An 18,731-nucleotide genomic window follows, 5' to 3' on the forward strand; every position below is an offset into this window, starting at 1 on the left:
AAATCCCTCCGGAAGACTAGATTTATAGTGGATTTTTCAACAACGATATCATCAAATGTAAGTTATAAGCTAAAAATTAAAATAATTATAGGTGAAATATGTAATGTATTATAACATTGAAGAGGGGCTGAAAGAAGGTATAGGTCAGAATACGACCCTAAATGTAAAAGGAGTGGGATTCTCCTGAATTTATAATTGATTTATGATTAGCGCAAGGAATGAGAAAGCATTCTATTCCACAAAAATAATAGGGGGTAGCACATGAGAGCAATGAAAAAAGGGCTAATGAGCATTGTTGGTGTCGCACTTTTAGGTACACAGTTAGTTGCATGCGGAAATACGAATACAGCGAATTCCGCCAATGAACCAAGTAATAATACTGATAAGAGTGAGCCCGCGGCTACTGAGACTGCTGCTAAACCAGTAGAAATAACATGGTGGAATTTTCCGAGCTTTCAAGCTTTAGATGGTGAAGTTGGCAAATATGAGAAGGAAATCATTGCAGCTTTTAATGAGAAGAATCCGGAAATTAAAGTCAACCTTGAGATGATCACCTTTGAAGGCGGCCCTGAAAAACTGAATGTGGCAATTGCTTCGAATACCGCACCTGATGTAATTTATGATGCTCCTGGACGGATTATTGACTGGGGTAAAAAGGACTTATTAGCACCTCTTAATGATATGGTGACCGATGAAGTGAAAAATGATATTTCGGAAGCCTTTTGGAAACAGTCTAGTGTTGGCGAAGAGATCTTTATGTACCCGATCAATACAGCTCCTTTTATGATGGCGGTAAACAAGACCGTTTTTGAGAAGATTGGCGCGCTAGATTTGCTTCCTCTGGATAAGGAAGACCGAACTTGGACGTTTGAAGAATATAAGAAAGCGCTGGAAGCTGTTAAAGAAAAAGCACCTGATGTTATTCCTACCGGATTCTTCGCGAAGAGCCAGGCTGGAGATCAAGGAACTCGTGCATATCTTGCTAACTTAGGTGTATCCAGATTTCTAAATGAAGATAATTCCGCAGTCGCTATCAATACTGATAATGCTGCGAAAGCGTTGGACTGGATCGTTCAAGCTACAAAAGATAAACTTAGCGTTTCTGGTGCGGCTTCCCTTGCGGCTGCTGACGTGAACGACTTATTTTTACAAGGGAAATTAGCCTTTACACTCAACTATTCTGCAGTACTTAAAGCTCAGAACGTATCTAAAAAAATGGTTGAATTCGAAGATGTTCTGCTTCCATTCCCAACTTTAGATGGATCGGAACCTAAGCTTGAACCTTACCTCGGCGGTATGGCGGTATTCAATAATGGTGATGAAGCTAAGATTGCAGCTTCTAAGAAGCTGATTGATTTTATTGCTAATGATCCTGTATGGGGGAAGAAAAACTTGATTCAAACAGGTGGTCTGTCTGTTCGTAATTCGATTACAGGCCTCTATGATGATGCAGAGTACAAATACGCTGAGTATGCTCGTAAATTCACAACAGATGCACCTACCATTGCCGATGGATATGCTGATATTCGTACTTTCTGGTTCCCTGAATTACAACGTGCTTTAACTGGAGGAGCAACCGGAAAAGAAGCTTTGGACAGCTTTGCTGCAAAAGCAAACGAAGCGATTACGAAAGCAAAGGCTGCAATGAAATAAAAAAAGTGAATGGTGTCCAAAAGAATAGAGTGCGGGAAGCACTCTTTTCTTTTTAAATCATCGAAGAAATGGGGAAGGACTGTGGGGACAACGGTTCGCAAAATAAAAGGTTATGTGATTCGCGACTGGATGATGAGTTATCTCTTTTTAGTGCCGGCATTTGGGTTTTTCCTGCTTTTTGTAGCTTATCCGATGGTGAAAGGGGTCTATATTAGTTTCTTCGATTATTCGTTGAGAGATTTTAGCTTTATTGGCCTCGATAATTATATCTCCTTAATAAAAGATGATAACTTCAGGAAGTCGATGGGAAATACATTATTGCTTGTACTCATCACCGTACCCATCGTTATTATTTTCTCGTTATTTATCTCTATGAATATTTATAAGAAAAAAGAGTTTGCCAGATCGTTTTTCCGTGGAGTGTTCTATTTGCCGGCTGTATCCTCGGTTGTAAGCATCACAGTCGTTTGGGGCTGGATTTATCATCCGAACTATGGGATTCTAAATTATTTAACCAGCTTTTTGGGAATGGAGCCTATATCCTGGTTAGGAGATACGAGGACTGCACTGCTTGCAATTATCGTGGTTCTGATAACGACCTCTGTTGGGCAGCCGATCATTTTATATGTGGCATCTATTGGGAACATTCCTACTTCTTACATAGAAGCAGCTGAGATTGATCGAGCGACGCCTTGGCAGATTTTCCGGAAAATATTATGGCCAATGCTAATGCCAACGAACTTATATATTATCGTGATTACCACGATCAACACCTTTCAATGTTTTGCGCTAATTCAGTTGCTCACCTCGGGTGGACCTGTGTATAGCACATCGACTGTTATGTATGGCGTTTATGAACAAGCCTTTATGCTCGGTCATTTTGGATATGCCTCGGCGATGGGTGTCATCCTTGCGATTGTGATCGGGATCATTTCTATCATTCAATTCAAATACTTTGGCAGTGATGTTGAGTATTAAGGAGGGGACATCATGAATTCTACGAATCCGTTAGAACTGAGAGCACCTATTGGCCAATCTAAGAAAGTAAGCAAATGGAAAAAAGAATTGACGATTCCAAAAATATTAGCGACCATCCTGTTGATTCTAGCAACGTTGTTTTTTATCTTCCCTTTTTATTGGGTGGTTTCAGGGGCATTTAAGCTTCAGACTGTAGCAACAACGATCCCCCCGGAATGGTTTCCGGCTAAGCCGACTCTGCAAAACTGGACCGAGTTATTTAAGAATCCCGTTGAGCGCTGGATGTTTAACAGTTTCATCATTGCTTTTTGCGAAATGGCAGCGATTTGTATCGTTTCTTCCTGTGCTGGTTATGTGCTTGCCAAAAAGTCTTTTCCTGGCCGAGGGATTATCTTTACGATGTTTGTTGCCGCTATGGCATTGCCTAAGCAAGTTATTCTTGTCCCGCTGTTTACGATGCTTGCAGATTTTGGGTGGGTCAACACGTATAAAGGGCTTATTTTACCGGCGATTGGCTGGCCATTTGGAGTCTTTCTAATGAAGCAGTTCGCGCAGACCATTCCAGGAGAATTAATTGAAGCAGCCAAAATAGATGGCAGCTCTGAGATTCGTTTGTTCGGAACCATCATTTTACCTTTGTTAAAGCCTGCAATAGGGGCACTGGCAATCTTTACCTTCATCACTTCTTGGAATGATTATTTCAGTCAGCTGATCATGACCAGATCGACTTCAATGATGACATTACCACTTGGGGTAGCGACTCTTCGGGGTGAATTCACAACAAACTATGGACTGCTTATGGCGGGTGCTGCGTTAGCCTCTATTCCTATGATTGCAATTTTTCTAATGTTCCAAAAAGCCTTTACCCAAGGGATTACTATGGGGGCTGTAAAAGGCTAATTATTCCTATAACAACGAAAATTAATAGTAATGAATTAAACGATGGAGGCTGTAATTTATGAAATCATATGATCTTGAATCCTTTAAAGGCATTATTATTGCTATGTACTCCAGTTATGATGCTGAGGGGGAAATCGATAAAGAAGCAGCCCGGAAATTAGCTCGTCAGTATGCTTCTACGGGAGTAAAAGGTCTTTATGTTGGCGGAAGCTCTGGCGAAGGTATGCTGCAATCTGTAGAAGAACGCAAACAAATGCTCGAGGCAGTTATAGCAGAGGTTGGAAAAGAGCTTACAATCATTGCTCACGTGGGTGCCCCATCTACAAGAGACAGTGTTGAACTAGCTATCCATGCTGAGAAAGTTGGCGCACATGCCGTATCGGCTGTTCCAGCGATCTATTATCGTCTGTCACCGGAAAGTGTTGAAAGTCATTGGCAGGCGATTATTGATAGTACGGCGCTTCCATTTATTATCTATCACATCCCGCAAACTACAGGCTTTCAATTATCGAAAAGCTTGCTGATTAAGATGGCAGCTCAGGATAAAGTAATCGGGGTGAAAATTTCGGCGGAGAGCACGTTTGAGCTTCAGCAATTTAAAGCCGCAGGCGGGAAGGATTTTCTAGTCTTAAATGGACCAGATGAGCAGTATTTGGCGGGCCGCAGTATTGGGGCAGATGGCGGGATTGGTGGAACTTATGGGGTGATGCCCGAGTTATTCCTAAAAGTGGAACAATGTTATGTGCAAGGAGAGATGGCTGAGGCGCAGAAATGGCAGTTTATCATCAATGATCTCATTGTTGAATTGCTTTCCTTTCCTTCATTATATGGTGCGTGTAAAGCTATCCTTAGTGTGCGCGGATTTGAAACAGGTCAGCCAAGAATGCCGCTTTTACCGATTAAGGATTCCGATCAGGAGCGGGTGGAAGCTCTGAACAATAGAATATTAGATTATATTCTTGAAGCGAAGGGAGAGGGTTAATAATGACTCGAATAAGTGATATCTTTCCGGTGAAAGGTCTGATTGTTTCCTGTCAGGCACTTGAGCATGAGCCGCTTCATGGTGGGGATACAATGGCTAAAATGGCAAGAGCAGCGGTTCAATCAGGAGCTATAGGAATCCGGACAAATGGTGTTCCAGATATTGTAGCTATCAAAAAAGAAGTAAATGTACCGGTCATTGGACTTATTAAACGGGATATTCCCGGATCAGCCATATTTATAACACCAACCTTAGATGAAGTGAAGGCGATTGTTTCTGCAAAAGCAGAGATTGTTGCGCTTGATGTAACGAATCGGGAAGAACGCTTAGAGTCAGTAAAGCCATTAATAGAATATGCACATCTGAGAGGTGTGCTGGTTATGGCGGATATTTCGACATTTGAGGAAGGACTTGCCGCTGAGAAATTAGGTGTGGATTTCATCGGTACCACGCTTTCAGGCTACACCCCATACAGTACACAGCAGGAAGGACCGGACCTTGTCTTAATTCAACAATTAAGCAAATTAGTGAACATTCCTGTTGTTGCGGAAGGACGGATATGGACACCGGAAGACGCAGCAAAAGCTAAGAATGCGGGGGCATCCTATGTTGTTGTAGGAAGTGCAATTACTAGGCCACAATTGATCACTTCGAGATATGTTAAGGCCGTGAGCGATTTCAATGACTGACGGAGGTGAGTCCGCGATGGAAGGGTATGATCCTCATATAGAATATGCGATCGGAGTAGATATTGGCGGCACGAAAATTAATGCCGGACTCGTCTCTTCACAAGGGGACGTTTTACATACTGTAAGCCTAAGCACATTGGCTGGACAGACGAAAACAATGGATCGCATTATACTAGCTATTCGGACATTAATGGATGAAATAACAGCACAACAAGCGGGAATTCAACTCCAAGGAATTGGCGTAGGATCAGCAGGGCAAATGGATTGGGAGGCGGGACGTGTCCGTTCCGCTTCGGAGCTTATCCCTGGCTATGCTGGCACAGCTTTGAAGGATTTGCTTCAGACACAGTTTCATCTTCCGGTAATCGTTGATAATGACGTGAATGTATTAGCATTAACAGAGAAATATTTAGGCTCAGGCAAAGAGGTAAAAGACTTTATCTGTCTTGCCCTTGGTACGGGCGTGGGTGGAGCGATAGTCGTAGACGGCCATCTTGTCCACGGTTCTTGGGGTGGGGCTGGAGAGTTAGGCCATATGTCTGTAGATTTCAAAGGGCCTGCATGCATTTGTGGTGGAACAGGCTGCTTGGAGCAGTATGCTTCAGGCACAAGTATCGCACGTCGCATGCGCGACAAGCTTTTATTACATAACCAGTCCCCAGAGAACGTAGACTCACGGGAAGTGATAGCGAGATGGCGGGCAGGTGACTCTCTGGCTACAGCGTTAATGGAAGACACGATTGCTGCGCTCGGATCCGCGATTGCTTCATTAATCCATATTTTTAACCCTAAAGTCATCGTCATTGGCGGTGGAGTTGCTGAAGCAGGCGAACTTTTGTTTGAAGGCATTAGAAGGGAAGTAAAGGGCAGAGTAATGCCATCGATGCTGGGAAATGTTCGTATTGAAGCAGCCTATTATGGTAATTTATGTGGAATGATCGGTGCGGGGCTGCAGATGTGGGAGTATAGTCCCGATAAAGTAAAGAGAGCAGAGCTATAAGGGGCTATTCACCATCTATCTGTATAGAAAATCACGGGGAGCAATACGTAGAAGCGAGTTTAATTGTACATTGTACAACTATATTTCTCGAATCCCTCCAGCCGATGGGTATAAGTGTATTTTGTACAGCTATATTCTTGATTTACAGCCTTAGTGGTGGCTTCTCGTGTTTTTAGTTGTAGAAAATGCAACTAAAGTCAAAATGATTGCATTCGCCTACGAAATAACTGTATAGAATACATTTATTCTATTTCTCAGATTCCCCTGAGATCCGGTGTAATTGAGCCATTGAAGATTGATTAGTGTTTTGGGATTGATTAATTTTTTAAATAATTAAGTTAGAACCACATGTGAATAATACTCCATGTGGTTTCTTTTATTAGTTATAGCCCGCCCCAGTACCCACTGCCGAATGAACCCTTCGTTCAACCATCAACACATCAAACCCATGTTATGGGAAGCAGTTTTTCGCTTTTTACGTTGAATTTATGATGATGATTCATTAATGTGAGCATATCACACGATATCGCTACGACGAATTCAATGTGTCCAAAGACTCGGGGAAATTCGACCTTAACTGGTCCGGCTCGGATAACTTGTTTGACCAAACCAGCCTAGCTAAGATTTTAATTAGGCTTAAGGGATACAAATTTTCCAGTTTGTATCCCTTAACTTATATAACAAAGGATGGGAAAAATATGGTCGATTATAATAACAACGAAGGAATAGGCGGTTTTTAACAAGGCAGCTATCGTCCATTAGCCATTCATCCCATTGAGGCGAATTGGACCAGACAATCCCGATTCAGAGCTCCAACATCGCTTTCAGTTTTGAAGCGAGTTGTTGACTCGGGGCGGCCGGATTTTTCATATGGATTAAGCTCGTTTACAGTGGATGAACAAGGGAGAGCCATTTTAGCTGTGGGGCAGGGTGATTTTGAGCTTAATCATCAATACGGCAAACTGTTTCGGGTTTGCTTTGAATCTGACACCGTGGAGCTGCTATTGGAGACTAAGGCATCCCTTATGTCTCCCCCCGCTGATCACCCCAGCCTCCATTTTGGTTGCGACCAATAGCATTCGAGATAATCAGCTCATTTCGGTTGACGAAAACGGCCGGATAAATTGGAAGACCGCAGTGGATGGTGTGCCGTATGGCAGGCCATTGCTCCGGATGGCGAAGTGAAATGGATATACCAACCGGAGGAAAGCTACGTTGACACCAGCCCTTCCCTGGGCGCAGACGGTAATTTATACGTAAATTTGACCGGCGGGGAATTCATTTGTTTAACGCGAGACGGTGAACAGCTATGGAGAGCGGAAACTAAAGGTTTTGCAATAACTCAGCCAATTCTCGGCCGATGCGGCAACGTTATTCAAAGTCGCTTAATGGATAACTCGATTGAAAGCTACTCCGTTGTTGATATTTTTTTCCAAAAAGGAATGCATTTAGCAGAGACCGCAATCAAAGGTTCCATTCATTCGGTGATTTTGGCAAATGATGACGTGATTTACGTCCTGTCCTCCTATTGGACGGCTAAGATGGAGCCTAAATGGGAACTTCATTTGCAAATCTCCATCGGGCAGTCCCAAGGTTGGACAACAGTACTGGGGGAGAAATTCAACTGGGAAACGATTGGTGAAAGCGCCAGATCTTTGTCTAACTTGATCTCTTCCCTTGTACTTGCTATAGGATACTTTGATGATGATGTGCGGGAGAGTGTAGAGCAACTGGAGACTATTGTACCTGCTCCGCTTATTCTGAAATATGACTGGGTAGAGGACGATGAGTCGCTTGGTCGGAGATTTGCTCCGGCACAGTGAATTATATAGTCCTAATTAGAAAAGTGTTTTTTTATAAAATGCTATAGATATGGTGGAAGAGCAAAAGCTCTGCCTATTAAATTCCCTTGATTTAATAGAATAATTTACCGATAATGTTAATGGGGGGACCCAAAATCAAATCCGTCATGAAGCAGGAGGCACTATCGGACAATGATGACTTTAATGAACATGGTGCGGGGAACGGAGAACGATCTTCCTGCTAAAGAGATGATTAAGTATTGGAATCATGAGCCTGGAACCTTAAAGATGGTAAGGGCCAGCAGCAATTTTATTTATAGCTTTCAGTGGAATGGTAAACGCTTTTATTTAAGGTTTACTCATGAAGAGGATAATTCTGCAGACAATATCCAGGCAGAGCTGGATTTTATGATGTATTTATTAGAACAAGGTTATGAGACTGTCTCTCCAGTGCGTTCTAAGTCTGGCAATTGGATTGAAACGTTGTTAACGGATCACGGGCGATACCACGGGGTAGTTTTTGAACAGGCCCAGGGTGAATATGTTTCACTTGATGAGATGAAGGAACCTCATTTTTATCAATGGGGCCAATCGCTTGCACGTCTGCATAATTTTTCGGAAACCTATGCACCGAGCACACCTTATCGCAAAAGCTGGGTCGATTCATTGAATTTTATTTATTCCGTATTGAGCAGGCATCCTGAGGAGCATAAGGCGCTTAAGGAATATGAGCGGATTGAAGCTTGGCTATCAGAGCTTCCTTTTGGAGTAGGGCATACTGGGCTCGTACATTATGATTTTGAGATGGATAATATCTTTTATATGCAAGAAGAATCCCGCTACAGTGCCATCGATTTTGATGACTCTATGTATCACTGGTTTGCGATGGATATTACATCGGCGTTAAGAGACCTGACGGAATCGGATGATAATGAGAGTAGAAGAAACATTGACCATTTTATTAATGGATATAGATCGGTTAAGCAGCTGGATGATGAGTATATGAAGTTGATACCTGAATTTCAAAGATTTGCAGACTTATACAGTTTTGCTAGATTACTTCGGTGTATGGAGAATACGGATGATTCTATTTTCCCGGATTGGGCGAAACAGCTTAAACTGAAATTAGAAAGAGTTTGTGACCGATTACGAACCGGCTTTCAAGCACATATAGTGCTGAAGGATATCACTGAAAAAAACTGGTACGCTTGTACTCAATTAGAAGTATCGGATGAGCAAAAGGCTATTTTTCCTGTACCAGTGGTCTATTGGTTAGCAGAAGCAGCTTATTGTGGTATGACCCCGCTCGCTTTATACGCAGATGAAGAATTGGTAGGTTTCTCTGTGTATAGCGTAGATCCTGAGGACGGAAGTTATTGGATTATGGCTTTTATGATTGACCAGAAATACCAGAACAGGGGTTTAGGCAGAACGGGTATGGATACCTTAATTCGTTATATTAAAGCAGAACACCATTGCGACAAAATCGTTATTGGCCATCGGATCGAGAACGAACGTGCTACGAATTTATATACATCACTCGGGTTCGTTGAAGTCAGTAGGGACGAGTTTGAAGTTATACGAGGGTTGGTAGTGTAAAAAGGGAAAAGCCGCCAAGGGTTTGGCGGCTCTTTTTTATATAAGGAAATAAATTAATCTACAGAGCCGGTTGTCAGCAGCTGATCAAAAGAGACAGGGAATAGTGGCTCAATTAGCGATAAAATTGCTTTTGCATACTCCTGAATTTCTTTCTGAGCGTCATGCTCCAGTCTTTGATTTAAAAAATGGGCTACAGATTGAACTGAAGCTGTCCAGTACCAACGAACGAATAATCCATAAGCAGGTAGAAACAGTCTTGCTTGTTCAGCACATATGCCATCTGCTAAAGCTGCTTCATACTTAGATAATCCTAACTCGGTGTATTCTTGAAGCTCGCGGGTGTATTTTTCACCAAGCTCCCATGCAATGATGTCACCACTGCCTTGTTTGGAATTCTCTGGTTTGGATCTCCATTCTCCCGCAGCAGGTTGATAAAAAACGGGTTCTTCGGTTATGTATCTGCGGCTGGATTCGTTCCAGGCTTCCAAGCTATCTCCAGTACCTTCGTAATGAGCAGAACCGACTACGTATTTCCACCACTGTCTCGCAACCATTAATGGGGCATAAACCTCAAATTGAGTGATGGCATGGCGGAAAGGAGAGGTATGTCCTTCACGGGCAAGGAATTTTATTAGTTTGACATCCCGATCACTAAGCTCAAAAGATTGTTTAGCATAAGAAACACGCGCAGCGTTAGCAACCGTTAAATCTGAGCCCATATGATCTACTAATCTTACATAACCTTCATTTAAAACTTTGATTGTTGTCAATTTAATGTAGCCTCCTTTTCCAAAGCAGAGTAAATGAGTTCGTCACACCATTGTTGATTGCAAAATCTAGTCTCTCTGAGGATTCCATCCCTAATCATTCCTGCTCTAATCATAACTTTTTCAGATTGAAGATTCTCTGCATTGGCATAGGCAACGACTCTATGGGCATTAAGAGAGCTAAAGGCGTAGCCTATCAGTGTTTTGACGGCTTCTGTCGCATAGCCCATTTTCCAGTATTCCGGCAGTAAGACCCAGCCAATCTCCCATTGCTTGTATAATCTCTTAATATCAATCTGTCGGCTATTATTTCCATGAGTTAATACCTCCTAATCCATGATTATAATGGAAGACTCTGTAATTATCACGGAGTAAATTCACTAGAAATACAAAAAAATATTTCTGTAAATTTTTCTCTAGTAAAATTGTGGAATTGTGATACAGTAATTAAGGTTTATATATTTAGAGGGGGATGTAAGGAAAATGAAAGCTATTAAATGGAGCATCACTGCAGCGTTAGCAGTATCTATGTTGGGTCCAATACATACAGTGAAGGCGGCAGATACGCGTAACGTCGATTACGATCAAGGTAGTATTTTACGGAGTGCCAGTTCAGTTTCGTCATCATACAATGAAGGCAATCCGCAGGTTGAAGATTTGATTTTTCAGATGGATGCTACCGAAATCACTGTTGGGGACAATGTTCCGGTACAAATCTATGCTAAAGATGCCGATGGCATTTCCGAACGCGTTCCGTTAGCTCAAGCAAATGTCGTAATTGAAAAGCCTTATTTGCTGCAAAAGCAAGCCGATGGCACAATGAAAGCCTTAGCGGTAGGAGAAACGAACGTAACGGTCATTTCAGGATCAGATTCCAAAACAATAAAAGTTTCGATCAGTGCGGACCATGATATTGATCAAGGTGCATTTGTTAATGGAACAATGTATTTGCCGGTTCAATCGGTTTTTCAAACGTTGGGAGCAACAGTCCAAGTTAATACAGCAACTAAAACCTTTAGCATTCGTCTAGGTGATTTGCCAATACAGCTTCAACTCGGAAGCGATATTGCAATGGTGAATGGTGCGAAGGTCAAAATGAGTGGTAAGGTGCAAAAGATCGACGGATCTACAGTTTTTCCTGCCACGCTTTTAAAGACTGCACTGTCAGCAGAGTTAATTTGGGATGGAAATTATCAGACGATGGAGATCTACTTCGGCAAAGCAGAGTTGTTCGCCTATACGAAACAAACTGCGCAGATTTTTAAGAAGGAAGAACAAGGAAACCTCGTTAAGTTCATTGGAAAAACATATTGGCTCAATCAATTCGACTCCGATTATAAGTTCCAAAAAGTCACTATTGTAGATATTCTACCTGATTATGAAGGTGAATTCGCCATTTCATTTAAGGTTTTATCGACGGGGCAAATTCTTAACTCTTATACAATGTCGGGGGATGAGTTGATCCGTACATTAGGAAATAAAGAATATTTCTTAACAACGGATCCATTTAAGACCTATAAGTGGTCGGATGCGATTTGGAGTAAGATTAAAAAGAGCATAGTTGCTACTGGGATGACCAAGCAGCAAGTGGAGTTTAGTTGGGGTAAGCCAATAAGTAAATCCACACTATCAGGTAGTGGCATTCAAGTGGAGACCTGGCAGTATGGTAATTATAACTATGTTACCTTTACGAACGGTGTTGTCTCCATGATTTATACGAATTAATTCTTCCTAACTTCTGCGTTACTTTAGTCATAGAGCCTGTCTTTGCGACATATCATTTTGGAGAAGCACTTTCAGAATTAAAGTGTTGACTATTGTTGGCCGAAATGAGGGGTTTATTCATGGCAAAGTCAAAACGTGGACATGCACTTTGGAATTTACCATCAAGGGGCAGGGGCACTTGCCCAATCTGTCAGAACACCCGTATTAAGCTGCTTTATCCCAAGAAAAAAACGGATGGAGCAGTCGTTAAGGTCTGTAAACGCTGTGACAAGGCTCCGCAGACGAAAGTGGATGCCGTGTTGATTTAAAAAGAGTACACAAAAAGAGGCTGTCTCAAAAGTGGATTTTTCTACGTATGAGGCAGCCCTTCTCATGAATAAAACAAAGAAGCGCTTCTCTAATAAGAGAGGCGCTTCTTTTAAATTCTACAGAGATTTAGTACGTATATGATTATTTCGTTATCCGATTAATGACCTGTTCGCGTCTAGGACCCACGGAAATCGTAGTAATACGCGTGCCAATAGAGGTTTCAATAAAATCAATGTAAAGCTTAGCTTGTTCTGGCAGATCTTCGAAGTCGGTGATCTGAGAGATATCGCAGTTCCAGCCAGATAAATGCGTGAATATCGGTTTTGCAGAGTTCAGTTTATTCGTAGCCGGGAACTTGTCGGTGATCTCTCCATTTTCAAGCTCATAAGCCACACAAACTGGAATCTCATCCAAATAACCAAGCACGTCAAGATTAGTCAACACGACTTCAGTGGCACCCTGCATTTGGCAACCGTAACGAGTAGCTACAGCATCAAACCAGCCCATACGTCTAGGACGGCCAGTCGTAGCCCCGAATTCCCCGGCATCGCCACCTCTTGTACGAAGTTCATCCGCAACGGGCCCTTCTAATTCCGTAACAAAAGGTCCAGCGCCGACACAACTGGAATAGGCCTTGGTTACAGCGATGACATTCGTGATAGCTGCTGCAGGAAGACCGGCACCGACAGGTGCAAACCCGGCAAGTGTTGAAGAGGAGGTGGAGTAAGGATAAATACCGTGATCAGGATCACGCAGAGCCCCAAGCTGACCTTCAAGTAAGATAGTCTCTCCCTTGGCATAAGCCTCTTGCAGCAAGTCTGTTGTATTGGCTACATAAGGCGCTAGCTGTGCAGCTTCTTCTTGCAGCTGAATCATTAATTCCGAGATTTGGATCGGCGCTTTCTTATATAAATGCTCAAGTAAGATATTTTTGGAAGCGAGTAATTGTTCAAGACGTTTCTCAAGTCGGGCGGTATCAAATAAATCCGCTACCTGTATGCCTAGCTTTGCATATTTATCTGCGTAAAATGGTGCGATTCCCCGTTTAGTTGAACCGAATCCTTGAGATCCCAGACGTTCCTCTTCTAGTTCATCAAACAAACGATGGATTGGAAGCACGATTTGCGCCCGTTCGGATACGAATAATCTAGGCTTTGGCACACCTCTATCCGTTAAAGCTTTCAATTCTTTTATTAATACTTCTGTATCAAGTGCTGTTCCGGGTCCAATAATGTTTGTAACGGAAGGATAAAATACCCCAGATGGCAGCATATGCAATGAAAATTTTCCATATTGGTTTATGATGGTATGCCCAGCATTACTACCACCTTGAAAACGAACGACAAAGGAAGATTGTGCAGCTAGCACATCCGTCATTTTTCCTTTTCCTTCGTCGCCCCAGTTTGCTCCTACAATTGCAATTACGGTCACGCGTTTTCGCCTCCCAAGCTTGTTTTTGGCTACAGGACTAAGTATAATGCTAGTTAAATCATTAGAAAAATTGATATAAGTTATATCTATTATAAGGTGGAGTAATGACGTGGGGATGGACATTAATTTGGAGTGGTATCGCTCTTTTTATTGGGTAGCGAATACTGGGAGTTTAACTGCTGCGGCAGAACGACTCAATATTACACAACCGGCAGTAAGTCACACGATTAAACAATTGGAAGAAAAAATGGGCGGCCCGTTATTTTTTCGCACTTCTCGCGGGGTCGATCTAACAACAGAAGGAAAAGTACTGCTAAGCTTTATTGAGCAAGCCTTTCATCATGTAGACATGGGCGAAAGAGCGATCGCAGATATGAACAATCTGAACAGCGGCGAGATTCATATCGGAGCAAGTGACACCTTATGCAAATATTATCTGTTACCTTTTTTGGAGCAATTTCATGAACAATTTCCCAATATCCGCATTCATATTACGAATCGAACGACACCAGAAACACTTACGCTTTTAAAAGAAGGGAAAATTGATTTTGGTATCGTCAGCTTGCCGACATCTGATAAACAGATTGATTTTCGCAAAAGTACTCAGCTTCAAGATTGCCTGGTAGGGGGCAAAGGTTTTCGTCATTTAGCGGACAAGACCATGCCGCTTGCTGACATTCAGCAGTATCCGTTGTTATGCTTAGAAGCGGGTGGCAGCACCAGAAAGTATATGGATCAGTTTTTAGCTTCTAATCATCTGACAATTACACCTGAATTTGAACTGGGAAGTGTGGATTTGCTTGTTCAGTTTGCGAAACGTGGTTTTGGCCTTGCTTTTGTTATTCGTGATTACGTAACCGAAGAATTAAAAAAAGGTGAGCTTGTCGAGATTCCTCTGGACCCACCTTTGCCAGAACGTAACATAGGAATTGCTACCCTGCGTGGAGTTCCTCTTACAGCTGCTTCAAAGTCTTTTCTAACATTATTAGAGTAGAATCAGGAAAGAGCTATTAGAGCATACCTAGTGAAGAGGAGGAAAGGTAATGAATCTTTTACTGGCTCGGCTGCGCAAGGGATACGGGAAAAAGCTTCGGGCGCTTCATACCTGGAATGGCTGGCTGGTTGTGTTGCTCACACTCACAGGCCTTGTACTTGTAGGTGGCTTCTGGCGTGGCTTCTTAGGGGAAGGCAGAGTATGGATCAAAGGGCTTCATATCGTGGTCGGTGTCGCTTCGATCATTCCGGTTATTTATTATTTGCTGCTGGCAGGGAAACATTGGAAACAACTGAAGGAGCGGCCTTGGCAACGTTTTAATGTAATCGTTGTACTTTCATTGCTGCTCGGCTGGTTCGTTTCAGGAGTACTACTCTGGCAATTCCGCGTGGTGGGTCCACATGTATCGAACGTTGCTCTGATCGTCCATGACTTATTGACCTGGATAGGCCTTCCTTATATTATTTATCATTCTTTGACTCGGGTAAAATGGCTTAAAGAACCGAGCCGGCGGATAGTGAAAAGTGGCATTGAGACAGGCAGCCCTTCGAATCATCGGGAAACCCCGCAGCCGGTTTATACACGTAGAGCTTTCATACGCGGATCGATTGGTGTTGGGCTTGCGGTCACTATAGGTCCATCGTTTATAAAATGGCTCGGCAGTTCAATTGGAAATATCGGAGGCAGCGAAACAATTGATAAGCTGATCGAAAGTGATCGTAATCAGTTGTTGCCTGCACCCCAGCCACTGGCGGCATCCTCACCCCCTCTCGGAGGAGGGGCGCAAGGACAATTCCGTGTTTACACAGTCACTCCGATTCCAGAGTTTACGAACAACAATTGGTCTTTTACGATAGATGGGCTTGTGGAGCAGAATTTCAAGTGGAACTGGGAACAGTTCGTAAAGCTGAACCGGACCGTTCAGGTGAGTGATTTTCACTGTGTGACGGGCTGGTCAGTCTATAAGAATACCTGGGAAGGAATCAAGCTAAAAGATCTTTTGAGTCAGGCCGGTGTGAAGCCCACAGCTAAGACTGTGAAATTCTATTCGGGTGATGGTGTATACACGGATACGCTCACATTGGAACAAGCCGACATGGATGATGTGCTGGTCGCGGTAATGCATGATGGAAAGCCGATTCCTAGCGATCTCGGCGGTCCTGTACGGTTAATCGTTCCGAAGATGTTCGCATACAAGTCTGTGAAGTGGCTGAACCGGATTGAGCTGATCGAAGGCGATCATACGGGATATTGGGAGCAACGCGGGTATTCAAATGATGCGTGGGTATAAAATAGGGATCGTTAACCTTAATGGGCTTATTGCCTGTTAAGGTTTTTTTGTTGATTAATTCCTTATTTTTTTAGTATATAGCAAATGAAGAGACGTAATAACAGAAATTGCTCCATACAATAGAAGTGACTGGGATGCAGGAGGTGGTTGTGATGAACGGGGTTAGAGCCATAAAGCTGTTGGGACTTATTCTCGGTGTGGTACTACTGAACATTATCGTGTTGTCACCAGGTTTATTAGGGGTGGAAATCGGAGGAACCAGTGTATTTGAAATAGCTTTAGGTGTGACATTGTTGTTTGTTAGTCTACTTGTTGTTCTTTACGGAAGTTATATTTTATTGTTTAAACCTTCATCTATCCCTGCTGTGAAAACACTGAAATCTTATGAGGATTATATAGCCGCGCTTACTCAATACAAAAATGTCAAAGTGCTGAAAAAAGACATTGCGCTTGCTCTAGATCAGATATCCCGGATGGAAAAGAAGAGAAGTACCTTGTTAGATGTTTTAGGTCAGAGATTCGAATCCACTGAACTTAGCTTCAAAAAATTTAATGCAGTCAGTTATGAAGTAGCAAAGCTTTTTTACCTGAACATTCGAGGGATTCTGAATAAACTCACTGTATTTGATGCCTCAGAGTTCACCCTTTTCTCAGCCAGCATAGACCCTCGCAGTTCTCAGATAAACTGGTGCAAAAAAAGACAGCTTTGTACAATGAATATTTAGCCTACGTAACAGGGTATCTTGGGGCAAATGAAGAGATTCTGCTGAAGCTGGATAAGCTGCTGCTGGAAATATCGCTACTTGACAGTACAGATTATACAGATGTTGAAGAGATGCCTTGTATGAAGGAAATCGATGAGCTGATCAAGCAGACGAAATTCTATAAGTAATGAAGGGGAGATGTGTATGGCTAATAAAGGAAAAACAGTAGCAGTTTTAGGGACCATTACGGTGGTAGTTTTTGCTCTCGTGTATTTTGGAATCACCTTGACTTCTAATATAGGAAAAACCAAAACCCAGATTTCTTCCGAAGATGCGGGGAAGCAGCTTGAGAAGCTATATAAGAACATAAACGTGACCACTGCTGAGCAAATCAAAGGCCAGATTGATCTGGATCCTGTCGCGATTGGGGATTCACTACCAGATATCTCAAAGTTTCCTGTATCCGTAGACAATACAACAGATAGCTTTGTAGAGATATTTTCTTCTACAGAGAAATCAGGAACGGGTAATGATGGTTGGCTAAATGAAGTTGCTACAGATTTTAACAACTCTAATATTGAGGTGAACGGGAGTCATGTTTCTGTGAAAATCCGTAATATTGCTTCAGGTACAGCGACAGATTACATAAGATCTGGGAAGTATGTGCCAGATGCCTTTACCCCTTCAAATGAGCTGTGGGGCGAAATGGTAAAAGCAAACGGGATGAACACTCAGCTAATCACTAAACGTCTTGTAGGTAATGTAGCTGGTATTGTTACCAGTAAGGCGAAATATGATGAACTAATAGAGAAATACGGTTCTTTAAACGTCAAGACGGTTACAGATGCCATAGCAAATAATGAATTATCAATGGGCTATACCGACCCTTTTGCCAGTTCTACGGGTTTAAACTTTCTGGTAACAGCGCTTGGGACGTTTGGCGGTTCAGACTTACTTGGTGAGCAAGCGGTGCAGGGCTTTGAGAAATTCCAAGCAAATGTTCCCTTTATTGCCTCAACCACTTTACAGATGCGAGAGGCTGCAAAAACCGGTAAGCTTGATGCTTTTGTCTTAGAATACCAGATCTTTTTGAATGCAACAGATTTGAAAGGGGGGTATGTATTCACTCCTTTTGGTGTAAGACATGACAGCCCGCTTTATGCTTTAGGTGATCTTCCTCAGGAAAAACTCGATATTATTAAGAAGTTTGCTGAGTTTGTTGAACAGGATAAATACCAGGAGCTGGGTGAGAAAAAAGGTTTCAATGGTCTTAATGATTACCAATCAGAGCTTAGTACAGTGGATGGCAGTCTCATATCCTCAGCTCAGAAGCTGTGGAAAGAGAAGAAAAATGGCAATAAACCTATCGCCGCAGTATTTGTGGCAGATGTCTCAGGAAGTATGAACGGGGAACCTTTGAACCGCTTAAAGCAATCTTTATTAACAGGCCAGAAGTACTTGGGCAAGGATAACAGCATTGGTTTTGTCTCTTACTCTGATAACGTTACAATCAATCTTCCGATTGGAAAATATGACACGAACCAGCAGTCCATGTTTGTTGGTGCGATTGATAGTCTTCAAGCAAATGGGGGGACGGCTACTTTTGACGGGATCGCGGTAGCCATCCATATGCTTCAAACGGAATTACAGCTAAATCCGGATTTGAAGCCGTTGATCTTTGTATTAAGTGATGGAGAGACCAATGAAGGGCATTCCTTGAATGATATCAGAGGTCTTATTGAGACCTACAAAATCCCGATTTACACGATTGGCTACAATGCGAATATCAAGGCGCTTGAGAGTATTTCGAGTATAAATGAAGCGGCCAACATCAATGCAGATACAGATGATGTAGTCTATAAAATTGGCAACCTGCTCAATGTTCAAATGTAAGCTATTTTTTATAG

18 protein-coding genes are annotated in these 18,731 nt (G+C 42.5%); 15 read left to right on the forward strand and 3 right to left on the reverse strand.

Annotation, left to right across the window (positions count from 1 at the left end):
• The first annotated feature begins 261 nt into the window (after positions 1 to 261).
• From MHB37_RS13965 to MHB37_RS14000, 8 genes are all read left to right on the forward strand, one after another.
• A complete protein-coding gene (locus tag MHB37_RS13965) occupies positions 262 to 1,653 on the forward strand; it encodes an ABC transporter substrate-binding protein (protein ID WP_076183515.1) in 1,392 nt (463 codons plus the stop codon).
• A 129-nt stretch (positions 1,654 to 1,782) separates the two neighbouring features.
• Positions 1,783 to 2,631: a carbohydrate ABC transporter permease gene (locus MHB37_RS13970; RefSeq protein ID WP_052097471.1), complete on the forward strand. Its 849-nt coding sequence runs from the start codon at positions 1,783 to 1,785 to the stop codon at positions 2,629 to 2,631.
• A gap of 12 nt (positions 2,632 to 2,643) precedes the next feature.
• Complete coding sequence (locus tag MHB37_RS13975; RefSeq protein WP_051491452.1) at positions 2,644 to 3,531, forward strand: carbohydrate ABC transporter permease; 888 nt, start codon at positions 2,644 to 2,646, stop codon at positions 3,529 to 3,531.
• Between the two features lie 58 nt (positions 3,532 to 3,589).
• Positions 3,590 to 4,513: a dihydrodipicolinate synthase family protein gene (locus tag MHB37_RS13980; protein WP_405169506.1), complete on the forward strand. Its 924-nt coding sequence runs from the start codon at positions 3,590 to 3,592 to the stop codon at positions 4,511 to 4,513.
• A gap of 2 nt (positions 4,514 to 4,515) precedes the next feature.
• On the forward strand, positions 4,516 to 5,202 hold the full coding sequence (locus MHB37_RS13985; RefSeq protein WP_339282016.1) for an N-acetylmannosamine-6-phosphate 2-epimerase: 687 nt from the start codon (positions 4,516 to 4,518) through the stop codon (positions 5,200 to 5,202).
• Positions 5,203 to 5,218: 16 nt separating this feature from the next.
• Complete coding sequence (locus tag MHB37_RS13990; protein WP_405169507.1) at positions 5,219 to 6,202, forward strand: ROK family protein; 984 nt, start codon at positions 5,219 to 5,221, stop codon at positions 6,200 to 6,202.
• Between the two features lie 1,124 nt (positions 6,203 to 7,326).
• Complete coding sequence (locus tag MHB37_RS13995; RefSeq protein ID WP_405169508.1) at positions 7,327 to 8,025, forward strand: hypothetical protein; 699 nt, start codon at positions 7,327 to 7,329, stop codon at positions 8,023 to 8,025.
• Positions 8,026 to 8,196: 171 nt separating this feature from the next.
• Positions 8,197 to 9,603 (forward strand): GNAT family N-acetyltransferase, encoded by a 1,407-nt coding sequence (locus tag MHB37_RS14000; RefSeq protein ID WP_405169509.1) that lies wholly within the window; start codon positions 8,197 to 8,199, stop codon positions 9,601 to 9,603.
• 53 nt (positions 9,604 to 9,656) lie between these two features.
• On the opposite strand, the gene thyX is transcribed toward MHB37_RS14000, so the two are convergent.
• Both thyX and MHB37_RS14010 read right to left on the reverse strand, forming a co-directional pair.
• On the reverse strand, positions 9,657 to 10,373 hold the full coding sequence (gene thyX / locus MHB37_RS14005; protein WP_076126014.1) for an FAD-dependent thymidylate synthase: 717 nt from the start codon (positions 10,371 to 10,373) through the stop codon (positions 9,657 to 9,659).
• Entirely contained in the window at positions 10,370 to 10,666 is a 297-nt protein-coding gene (locus MHB37_RS14010; protein WP_370511253.1) for a GNAT family N-acetyltransferase, read from the reverse strand. Before MHB37_RS14010 ends, thyX begins: the two co-directional genes overlap by 4 nt.
• 187 nt (positions 10,667 to 10,853) lie before the next feature.
• Between MHB37_RS14010 and MHB37_RS14015 the strand changes: the two genes are divergently transcribed.
• Positions 10,854 to 12,095 carry a stalk domain-containing protein gene (locus tag MHB37_RS14015; protein WP_248548131.1) on the forward strand — a complete coding sequence of 414 codons (1,242 nt, stop codon included), beginning with the start codon at positions 10,854 to 10,856 and terminating at the stop codon, positions 12,093 to 12,095.
• 119 nt (positions 12,096 to 12,214) lie between these two features.
• Positions 12,215 to 12,403: a hypothetical protein gene (locus MHB37_RS14020; RefSeq protein WP_036686376.1), complete on the forward strand. Its 189-nt coding sequence runs from the start codon at positions 12,215 to 12,217 to the stop codon at positions 12,401 to 12,403.
• A 142-nt stretch (positions 12,404 to 12,545) separates the two neighbouring features.
• Here the strand turns inward: MHB37_RS14020 and MHB37_RS14025 are convergent, their stop codons facing one another.
• The gene (locus MHB37_RS14025; protein WP_076275816.1) at positions 12,546 to 13,835 is read right to left on the reverse strand and encodes an adenylosuccinate synthase; all 1,290 of its coding nucleotides are present in this window, start codon (positions 13,833 to 13,835) and stop codon (positions 12,546 to 12,548) included.
• Positions 13,836 to 13,950: 115 nt separating this feature from the next.
• Between MHB37_RS14025 and MHB37_RS14030 the strand changes: the two genes are divergently transcribed.
• From MHB37_RS14030 to MHB37_RS14050, 5 genes are all read left to right on the forward strand, one after another.
• On the forward strand, positions 13,951 to 14,829 hold the full coding sequence (locus tag MHB37_RS14030; RefSeq protein ID WP_036686616.1) for a LysR family transcriptional regulator: 879 nt from the start codon (positions 13,951 to 13,953) through the stop codon (positions 14,827 to 14,829).
• Positions 14,830 to 14,878: 49 nt separating this feature from the next.
• Positions 14,879 to 16,120, forward strand: coding sequence for a molybdopterin-dependent oxidoreductase (locus tag MHB37_RS14035; protein WP_405169510.1), 1,242 nt, complete (start codon positions 14,879 to 14,881; stop codon positions 16,118 to 16,120).
• A gap of 152 nt (positions 16,121 to 16,272) precedes the next feature.
• Positions 16,273 to 16,845 (forward strand): hypothetical protein, encoded by a 573-nt coding sequence (locus MHB37_RS14040; RefSeq protein ID WP_405169511.1) that lies wholly within the window; start codon positions 16,273 to 16,275, stop codon positions 16,843 to 16,845.
• Positions 16,827 to 17,012: a hypothetical protein gene (locus MHB37_RS14045; RefSeq protein ID WP_405169512.1), complete on the forward strand. Its 186-nt coding sequence runs from the start codon at positions 16,827 to 16,829 to the stop codon at positions 17,010 to 17,012. The genes MHB37_RS14040 and MHB37_RS14045 overlap by 19 nt, the downstream gene beginning before the upstream one ends.
• A gap of 16 nt (positions 17,013 to 17,028) precedes the next feature.
• Entirely contained in the window at positions 17,029 to 18,717 is a 1,689-nt protein-coding gene (locus MHB37_RS14050) for a VWA domain-containing protein (protein WP_076279088.1), read from the forward strand.
• The last annotated feature ends 14 nt before the right edge of the window (positions 18,718 to 18,731 follow it).

The sequence above is a fragment of the Paenibacillus sp. FSL H3-0286 genome (genome assembly GCF_045040705.1).
Lineage (GTDB): Bacteria > Bacillota > Bacilli > Paenibacillales > Paenibacillaceae > Paenibacillus_AQ > Paenibacillus_AQ odorifer.

Bases quoted from the DNA above. Each gene is read 5' to 3' on its own strand.
- MHB37_RS13965 (WP_076183515.1), top strand. From the start codon at position 262: ATGAGAGCAATGAAAAAAGGGCTAATGAGCATTGTTGGTGTCGCACTT.
- MHB37_RS13970 (WP_052097471.1), top strand. From the start codon at position 1,783: ATGATGAGTTATCTCTTTTTAGTGCCGGCATTTGGGTTTTTCCTGCTT.
- MHB37_RS13975 (WP_051491452.1), top strand. From the start codon at position 2,644: ATGAATTCTACGAATCCGTTAGAACTGAGAGCACCTATTGGCCAATCT.
- MHB37_RS13980 (WP_405169506.1), top strand. From the start codon at position 3,590: ATGAAATCATATGATCTTGAATCCTTTAAAGGCATTATTATTGCTATG.
- MHB37_RS13985 (WP_339282016.1), top strand. From the start codon at position 4,516: ATGACTCGAATAAGTGATATCTTTCCGGTGAAAGGTCTGATTGTTTCC.
- MHB37_RS13990 (WP_405169507.1), top strand. From the start codon at position 5,219: ATGGAAGGGTATGATCCTCATATAGAATATGCGATCGGAGTAGATATT.
- MHB37_RS14000 (WP_405169509.1), top strand. From the start codon at position 8,197: ATGATGACTTTAATGAACATGGTGCGGGGAACGGAGAACGATCTTCCT.
- MHB37_RS14015 (WP_248548131.1), top strand. From the start codon at position 10,854: ATGAAAGCTATTAAATGGAGCATCACTGCAGCGTTAGCAGTATCTATG.
- MHB37_RS14020 (WP_036686376.1), top strand. From the start codon at position 12,215: ATGGCAAAGTCAAAACGTGGACATGCACTTTGGAATTTACCATCAAGG.
- MHB37_RS14030 (WP_036686616.1), top strand. From the start codon at position 13,951: ATGGACATTAATTTGGAGTGGTATCGCTCTTTTTATTGGGTAGCGAAT.
- MHB37_RS14035 (WP_405169510.1), top strand. From the start codon at position 14,879: ATGAATCTTTTACTGGCTCGGCTGCGCAAGGGATACGGGAAAAAGCTT.
- MHB37_RS14040 (WP_405169511.1), top strand. From the start codon at position 16,273: ATGAACGGGGTTAGAGCCATAAAGCTGTTGGGACTTATTCTCGGTGTG.
- MHB37_RS14050 (WP_076279088.1), top strand. From the start codon at position 17,029: ATGGCTAATAAAGGAAAAACAGTAGCAGTTTTAGGGACCATTACGGTG.